At 34.7% G+C, this 7,135-nt stretch carries 7 protein-coding genes; 3 read left to right on the plus strand and 4 right to left on the minus strand.

The features are described 5' to 3' along the window. A partial coding sequence (locus A9G38_RS12195) for an IS30 family transposase (protein ID WP_176713221.1) occupies window positions 1–209 on the plus strand: 209 nt, incomplete at its 5' end. Between the two features lie 491 nt (window positions 210–700). Here the strand turns inward: A9G38_RS12195 and proP are convergent. Together proP and A9G38_RS03020 are read right to left on the minus strand one after the other, a co-directional pair. Continuing rightward, window positions 701–2,206, minus strand: coding sequence for a glycine betaine/L-proline transporter ProP (gene proP / locus A9G38_RS03015; protein ID WP_034915425.1), 1,506 nt, complete (start codon window positions 2,204–2,206; stop codon window positions 701–703). A 347-nt stretch (window positions 2,207–2,553) separates the two neighbouring features. Further along, window positions 2,554–3,435 carry a DMT family transporter gene (locus A9G38_RS03020; RefSeq protein ID WP_034915422.1) on the minus strand — a complete coding sequence of 294 codons (882 nt, stop codon included), beginning with the start codon at window positions 3,433–3,435 and terminating at the stop codon, window positions 2,554–2,556. Between the two features lie 211 nt (window positions 3,436–3,646). Here A9G38_RS03020 and ypfJ point away from each other — a divergent pair, with 211 nt between their 5' ends. Together ypfJ and surE are read left to right on the plus strand one after the other, a co-directional pair. Beyond that, window positions 3,647–4,504, plus strand: coding sequence for a KPN_02809 family neutral zinc metallopeptidase (gene ypfJ, locus A9G38_RS03025; RefSeq protein WP_034915419.1), 858 nt, complete (start codon window positions 3,647–3,649; stop codon window positions 4,502–4,504). 9 nt (window positions 4,505–4,513) lie between these two features. After that, window positions 4,514–5,293, plus strand: coding sequence for a 5'/3'-nucleotidase SurE (gene surE, locus A9G38_RS03030; protein WP_034915415.1), 780 nt, complete (start codon window positions 4,514–4,516; stop codon window positions 5,291–5,293). A gap of 103 nt (window positions 5,294–5,396) precedes the next feature. On the opposite strand, the gene A9G38_RS03035 is transcribed toward surE, so the two are convergent. Both A9G38_RS03035 and A9G38_RS03040 read right to left on the minus strand, forming a co-directional pair. Next, complete coding sequence (locus A9G38_RS03035; RefSeq protein ID WP_034915413.1) at window positions 5,397–6,605, minus strand: MFS transporter; 1,209 nt, start codon at window positions 6,603–6,605, stop codon at window positions 5,397–5,399. 283 nt (window positions 6,606–6,888) lie between these two features. After that, a partial coding sequence (locus A9G38_RS03040; RefSeq protein WP_141671703.1) for an integrase core domain-containing protein occupies window positions 6,889–7,135 on the minus strand: 247 nt, incomplete at its 5' end.

Raw genomic sequence — 7,135 nt, forward strand, 5'->3', positions numbered from 1 at the left:
GCTGGCAAAGAGGCACAAATGAAAACACCAATGGCTTAATACGTCAGTTTATACCTAAGTCAGCGGCCATTTCATTAGTTGACGACAAACAGATAAAGAAAATACAATATCTGTTGAACACACGCCCAAGAAAACGGCATAAGTTTAAAAGCCCTGCCGATTTTTATTCTAAGGAGTTAAGAAGAATTGCACTTCATGGTGTAATCTAGGTTTTTTAACTTAATAATTTTGAATAAAATCAAGCTGTTATATAGCTGTGAACGTCATGCTGTTAAAAATAATAATGCCAGAATTTCTAACCGCCTATGCGGCGGTAAACATCTTTCTATGACCACTGGGTAAGTGGTCTATTTTCTAAACCGCCTATGCGGCGGTAAACGGACTAGGAAGTAAATTTAATATAGCTATAATTTTCTAAACCGCCTATGCGGCGGTAAACTAGAAACCGATATACTATAAACCCTGTTTAGCAAAAGGCAAATAGGATTTCTGTTTTCAAAAACCCTTTTTTATAGCGGTTTTATAATACTTTGTTTTTATTTACTTTTATTTATTAATAAAAAAAAGGGTTGGCAGTGTTTTAGCTATTTCTATGATGTGTCAATTTTATCGTTAAAAATTACTTATGTATCGTTTTGATTTTATTAAATTTGGGTTTTGTATGTTAAACAAAATATACAAAACCCAAAAAATAAAAAAATCAATCTAACTTAGGATGTTGATCGACTAAATTCTGACGCTGTTGTTGTAATGTTTCGATCTGCTGTTCTATATCTTCGACTCTTTGTTCTATTGAGTCAAAGTGATCTGATAATATTTCTTTTGCCTCTGACCTGTCTGATGCTGCAGGAGTTGCGCCGCGGAGTGGACGGTTTGCGGTTTCTTTCATTTTTATGCCTGTAAGTAAACCCACTAATGCTACAACCATTAAATAATAAGCTGGCATGTATAAATTATTACTTTCTTCAACCAACCAAGCCGCCACTGTTGGAGTAGCGCCAGCAACTAATACCGAGATATTAAATGATATAGCTAGAGCACTGTAACGAATACTAGTCGGAAAGATAGCCGGTAAAATTGAGGCCATAACACCAGTAAAACAGTTAAGTAATACAGCTAAAATCAATAATCCTAAAAAGATAAGACCTATAATATCGCTATTGATCATAACAAATGACGGATAAGCAAGAATTAATAAACCTAAGCTTCCCCCAATAATGAACGGTCTGCGACCTATTTTATCGCTAATAAAACCAATCAACGGTTGAACAAATAACATACCTATCATGATAGCAATAATAATTAGTACGCCATGATCTGTATCGTAATTTAAGTTATGAGATAAATAACTAGGCATATAGGTAAGCAACATATAATAAGTCACATTAGTAACAATCACTAACCCTACACAGACTAATAGGCTTTTCCAATATTTGATAAAAATCTGTTTGAAAGTCATTTTAGGTTGATTGGTAATATGATCGCGAACATTTTGATCCATCAAATCAGTATGCTGTTGAAATGCAGGTGTTTCATCTAATGCATGACGTAAGTAAAGCCCAATTAGTCCTAGCGGTAAAGCGAATAAAAATGGAATTCTCCAGCCCCAATCATGAAATGCAACTTTGCCAAGAATACTAGATAAAAGCACGACTAAACCTGCGCCAACTAAAAAACCAGCAATCGAACCAAAATCTAACCAACTCCCCATAAAACCACGTTTGCGATCTGGCGAATATTCGGCAACAAATATAGCCGCACCAGAATATTCCCCCCCTATTGAAAATCCTTGCGCAAATTTAGCTAGCAATAATAATATTGGCGCAGCAATACCAATCGAGGCATAAGAAGGAATTAAACCAATACAAAAAGTGCTTAACGACATAATAATGATGGTTATTGATAATACTTTTTGGCGTCCAAATTTATCACCAAGGATCCCAAACACTAAACCGCCTAAGGGCCGAACTAAAAATGGTACGGAAAACGTAGCGAGTGCGGCAACCATTTGAACACTAGGGGATGCATCAGGGAAAAAGACTTGCCCTAAAACATAAGCTAAAAAGCCATATACACCGAAATCAAACCACTCCATCGCATTACCTAGTGCTGCTGCGGTAATGGCTTTTTTTAACTTGCTATCATCAATTATAGTAATATCGTTGATGTTTAATGGTTTATTTTTGGACTTTCTTGTTTTTTTCATAAAATACCGCCTGTTTACATACAAATAATAAAAAGGAATGATGCAACAAGGTAAACGGTTACCTTTTAATACACAAAGAACAATACTTTTTAGATTACACTTTGAAAAAGTGTTTATCAGTTAATTAAAATTGAAGCAAAATACAGCAAAGATAAAAAAAGAGGATAATAAAAAAGCAAAAACTAATGTTTTATTGTTTGTTTTAATTTCTACTAAATAACAACAAAACAATTCCTTTTTGTGAAAAATGAATGCTAATTATAGCAAAATAACCTCATTTTGTAAAATTTTCTTGATTTTTAAGTTAATACTAAAGCTATTTTAAAAACGGCTGTTTGCATTATTAACTATTTCCGTGAACAAAAATAGATCCCAATAACTATTAGTACTATCGACACAATATGAAAATACGCAACTGGCGTATGTAAAAATAGAATACTAAAAATTCCTGCTGACAAAGGGATAATATGAGTATAGATTTGCCCACGTGTTGCACCAATATCCATAATACCTTTATTCCAAAATAAATAAGATAACCAAGACGCAAAAATAGCAATATATAATAAGCCAAGCAAAAAACTTGTTGAGGTATAATGCGCTAGGTTGGAAACTGGGTAAAAATAAAAATACACTAACGCAACAGGAAGTAACATGACCGAACCTAACACGGCACTAACAGTCACAAAAGCATTGCCAGATATAGATTTATCTTTTAACCGTATAAATGCACTATAACAAGCCCAGCTCATTGCTGATGCCATTGCCCATAAATCCCCTTTATTAATATTACTCAACTCACTTAAATTGGTTAGATTTCCTTGTAAAATCAAATAAATAACGCCAATTGTACTAAATAAAACGCCTAAAATATTATTTTTTGAAATCGTATCATTAAATAACAATTTATTCATAACCAACACCATACATGGTGTTGCTGAAAGGTAAATTGATGCATTAAGCGATGAGGTATATTGCAATCCAACATAAAGTGTTAATGGAAATAAAATCTGCCCAAAAATGGCTAACAAACAAATGGGACCAATTGATTTTCTAATTTTGGATAAGTCATTACGAACTTGACGTTGATATAAACACAATAATAACAGCGCAGTAATAACCCAACGACCTTCGGATATTATCATAGGATCGGCTTGAGTAACTAAAACACGTCCAACAACGTAATTACCCCCCCAAAAACAAGCCGCCAAAGTAAGAAATAAATATGGCATAACAATACCCAAATATTAGTATGAAGATATAATGGTATGAATTCTATTATATACCTAAAAAAAGCAAGAAATAACCAAATTTACAAACAAATACTTTACCTATTTTTATACAGTTAATTGGTTCAATTTATAACAACGCTAATAACTTAATCTAGAATACTTATTTGTTATCCATTAAAATAATTAAACTAAAACTGACAAGGTAATTCCTATGCGCTGGAGAGACCAACGAGAGAGCGATAACATTGAAGATCGTCGCTCACAATCAGGAAGTGAAATAGGAACGAGACTTCCAATTGGTGGTAAAGGTAAGGTTGTTTTATTTATTGTAGTGTTAATTGCTGGCTATTATGGTGTTGATTTAACTGGCTTGCTAGATTCAACACTAATTGATACGAACAGTACCGAACAAAATACTAATCAATATTCAATTGATGATGAAGATGCCGTCAAATTTACGTCTATCATTTTAGCAAGTACTGAAGATTATTGGCATCAAGAATTTCAACGTTTAGGTAAAACCTATACTCCCCCTAAGTTAGTACTTTATAAAGGCTCTACAAGAACATCTTGTGGCACTGGTCAAACCTTTATGGGACCATTTTATTGTAGTATTGACAAAACTGTCTATCTAGATATGTCTTTCTATCAAGAGATGAAACAGCGACTCGGTGGTGGTGGCGACTTTGCTCAAGGTTATGTAATTGCGCATGAAGTTGGTCATCATGTCCAAAATTTGCTAGGCACATTTAGCCACGTTGAACAATTAAAAAAAGGTCAGTCCACAATCACAAATAACCAATTGTCGGTTAAATTAGAACTCCAAGCCGATTGTTTTGCTGGCATGTGGGGCAATGCAATGCAACAGCAAAATCGGCTGGATGAAGGTGATATTGAACAAGCTTTAAACACCGCAAAAGCCATTGGTGATGATCGCTTGCAACAACAAAGTGAAGGTTATGTTGTACCTGATAGTTTTACCCATGGTACATCTAAGCAACGTTATACTTGGTTTAAACGTGGGTTTGATAACGGTGCAATTAACGAATGTAATACATTTGCTCAATAAGGAAATAATATGTTAAAAAAGTTAGTTAATCGCGTTTTACTAGTCAATGATGATGGCCTTGATGCACCAGGTATTAAATTATTGCAAGAAGTGGCAAAAAAGATAGCTCACGAGGTTTGGGTAGTTGCACCAGCCATAGATCAAAGTGGAGTATCTTGTTCAGTGAGCTTAAAAACGCCATTTAGAGTTGTTCAACGTGGAAAACAAGAATTTGCCGTTTATGGCACGCCTGCCGATTGCTCACTATTTGCAATTAAATATTTGATGGCTAACAACCTACCCGATCTAGTACTATCTGGAATTAATAATGGTTCAAATGTAGGATTTGAAACAGTGTTATCTGGCACGGTTGGTGCGGCAATGATGGCTATGGCTTTGGGCATTCCTGCAATTGCATTGAGTCAATTAACCAGTGAAGATAACCAGCCAACTGACTGGAGTTGTGCTAAACATCACGCTCAAACAGTTATTGTTAAATTACTTTCGTTACCATCTGCGCAAAATATTTGTTTTAACGTTAATTTTCCTGCATGTACAGCACAACAAATTAAAGGTTTGAAAATAACAAAACAAGGCGATAGCGATGTAAGTCGTTTTATGGTGATACCAACACAAGATCCCGAAGGTAATGATTACTTTTGGTTTAGAGCAAAACGCAATTTACAAATACTTGATGACAATAAAGAACTTGATGCCGCTAATGCCAACTTTATTGCTATTACGCCATTGGGTTATGAAAGGACCGATTATGCCTTTTATGAAAAACTATTAAACACATCTAATCTTTAATTGTTTCAGTAATTTGTCTTCCTAACTATTAAGAAGACAAATTACACTTAATTATCTATTTACTATTGATTTTGTTATTAATTATCTAACTATTCATCTACTTTCAGCCCACGTTAGTTTTTACATCTTTCACCAACGTACAGAATAACAATGATATCGCAACCATAACTAACGCAATCCAATAGATAACCTCATGTCCATAGGCTTCTGATACAAATCCTTGCAACATTCCAGCTATAATTATGCTGAAAATAATACCATTATTAAATAAAGTAGAAGCCACTCCCATTCGGGTAGGCAATAAATCCTGAAAATAGATAATACCAATGTTAGCTACAATACCAATAAATAGAGCATTAAAGAGCTGTAATGCTAATAAGGTATATTTACCAGTACAAAAAATCATACCAAGATAAAAAATCAAACCGCAAACAATCGCAATAAAAAACAGATTTCGTTTACCTAAATGTGGCACTAAATATCCAGCGATGAGCATAACTGGAATTTCGATACCAGCAGCAAGCCCCATCAATACCCCCGGCAATGAATCTGAAAGATGTAATACAACATCAACATAAATTGGCATATCAATAATATACATCATATTTGCTGTCCACATAAATACCGTAGATAGCAATAAACAAAGCACATTTCTATTCTTCCAAAGTGGTTGATTTGCCGCTTGTAACTCTGCTTCGTTATTTAGTTGTGAGGTGGGATTTTTTTCAACCGAAGGTAAAAAAATAGCAACAAACAGCATCGCGACCATAAACATGCACATGCCCGTTAAATACATTGCCGTAAAACCAAAATTAATAGCTAAGCCAAAAGAAATTGGTGGGCCAAATACCCAAGCAAGCGAAAGTTGAGCTCGAATAAGTGAATTAAATGCCACAACATTACGCCCAGTTTTAACGGCATATTCGCGTGCTAAAGCAAAAATTTGTGGCATAGCAGCAGACGATAACGCAGCAAACAAAACACCCAGCGTGATTAACACCAAATAGTGACGTGTAAACGCAAAAGTAATGCTATTAGCAATGCCCATTAAACAGCAAAATATAACAATATAACGCCTATCGCCCTTTTTATCGGAATATTTAGCTAATAGAAAGCTACCCACAATACTGGCTAAAGCATTAACAGAAAAAAAAAGTCCAACTAGCCGTGAATTAACATTAACTTCAAAAGTTAAAAATCGACTTAAAGTAGGAGATTGTAAAGCACCAGCAATACCGACAATAAAAGTTGTGACTAGAAATGCGACAAAAATAGTGCTTTGCTTTTGGCGAAACGAAGATACATTAGCCATAATAATACACAATAGATGAATTTACGTTAATTATATACATAAAATCGGCATAAACGTAACAAAATTAAGGCTAAAATAAAGTTGATTAATTTTTTTCTGATTTATTACGGATAAAATCAACATTTAACTACTTATTGGCGAACCATAAATTTGCAAGGCTCGCAGGCTTTGCCTGCTCAGCGCCCCAACTTACGCGGGGGCTTTATTCTTTGTTATATTATCCTCTCAAGCACCGTAACCCCCTTCCGCGACCTAAGGATTAAGATGGAATGGCAACACATTTTCAAACAAAAAAATTAAGGGGTAAGTGTTTTTTAAATTCAATGGGAGGCAAGTAGCCTAACGAAGAATGTAATCGTTTATGATTATACCAATAGGCATAAGCCGAAAAAGCGCGTTGTAACTCAGCCGTTGAGTTGAAACGTTGGCCTTTTACAAATTCCGTTTTAATTGTTTTAAATGTCGCTTCCGCTACCGCATTGTCATAAGGACATCCTTTCTTGCTTAATGAATGCGTGATATTAAATGTC

It is taken from the genome of Gilliamella sp. Imp1-1, from assembly GCF_001690415.1.
Classification (GTDB): Bacteria; Pseudomonadota; Gammaproteobacteria; order Enterobacterales; family Orbaceae; genus Gilliamella; species Gilliamella bombi.

Coding starts and splice junctions, on each gene's coding strand:
- proP (WP_034915425.1), bottom strand. CDS start 2,206: ATGAAAAAAACAAGAAAGTCCAAAAATAAACCATTAAACATCAACGAT.
- A9G38_RS03020 (WP_034915422.1), bottom strand. CDS start 3,435: ATGCCATATTTATTTCTTACTTTGGCGGCTTGTTTTTGGGGGGGTAAT.
- ypfJ (WP_034915419.1), top strand. CDS start 3,647: ATGCGCTGGAGAGACCAACGAGAGAGCGATAACATTGAAGATCGTCGC.
- surE (WP_034915415.1), top strand. CDS start 4,514: ATGTTAAAAAAGTTAGTTAATCGCGTTTTACTAGTCAATGATGATGGC.
- A9G38_RS03035 (WP_034915413.1), bottom strand. CDS start 6,605: ATGGCTAATGTATCTTCGTTTCGCCAAAAGCAAAGCACTATTTTTGTC.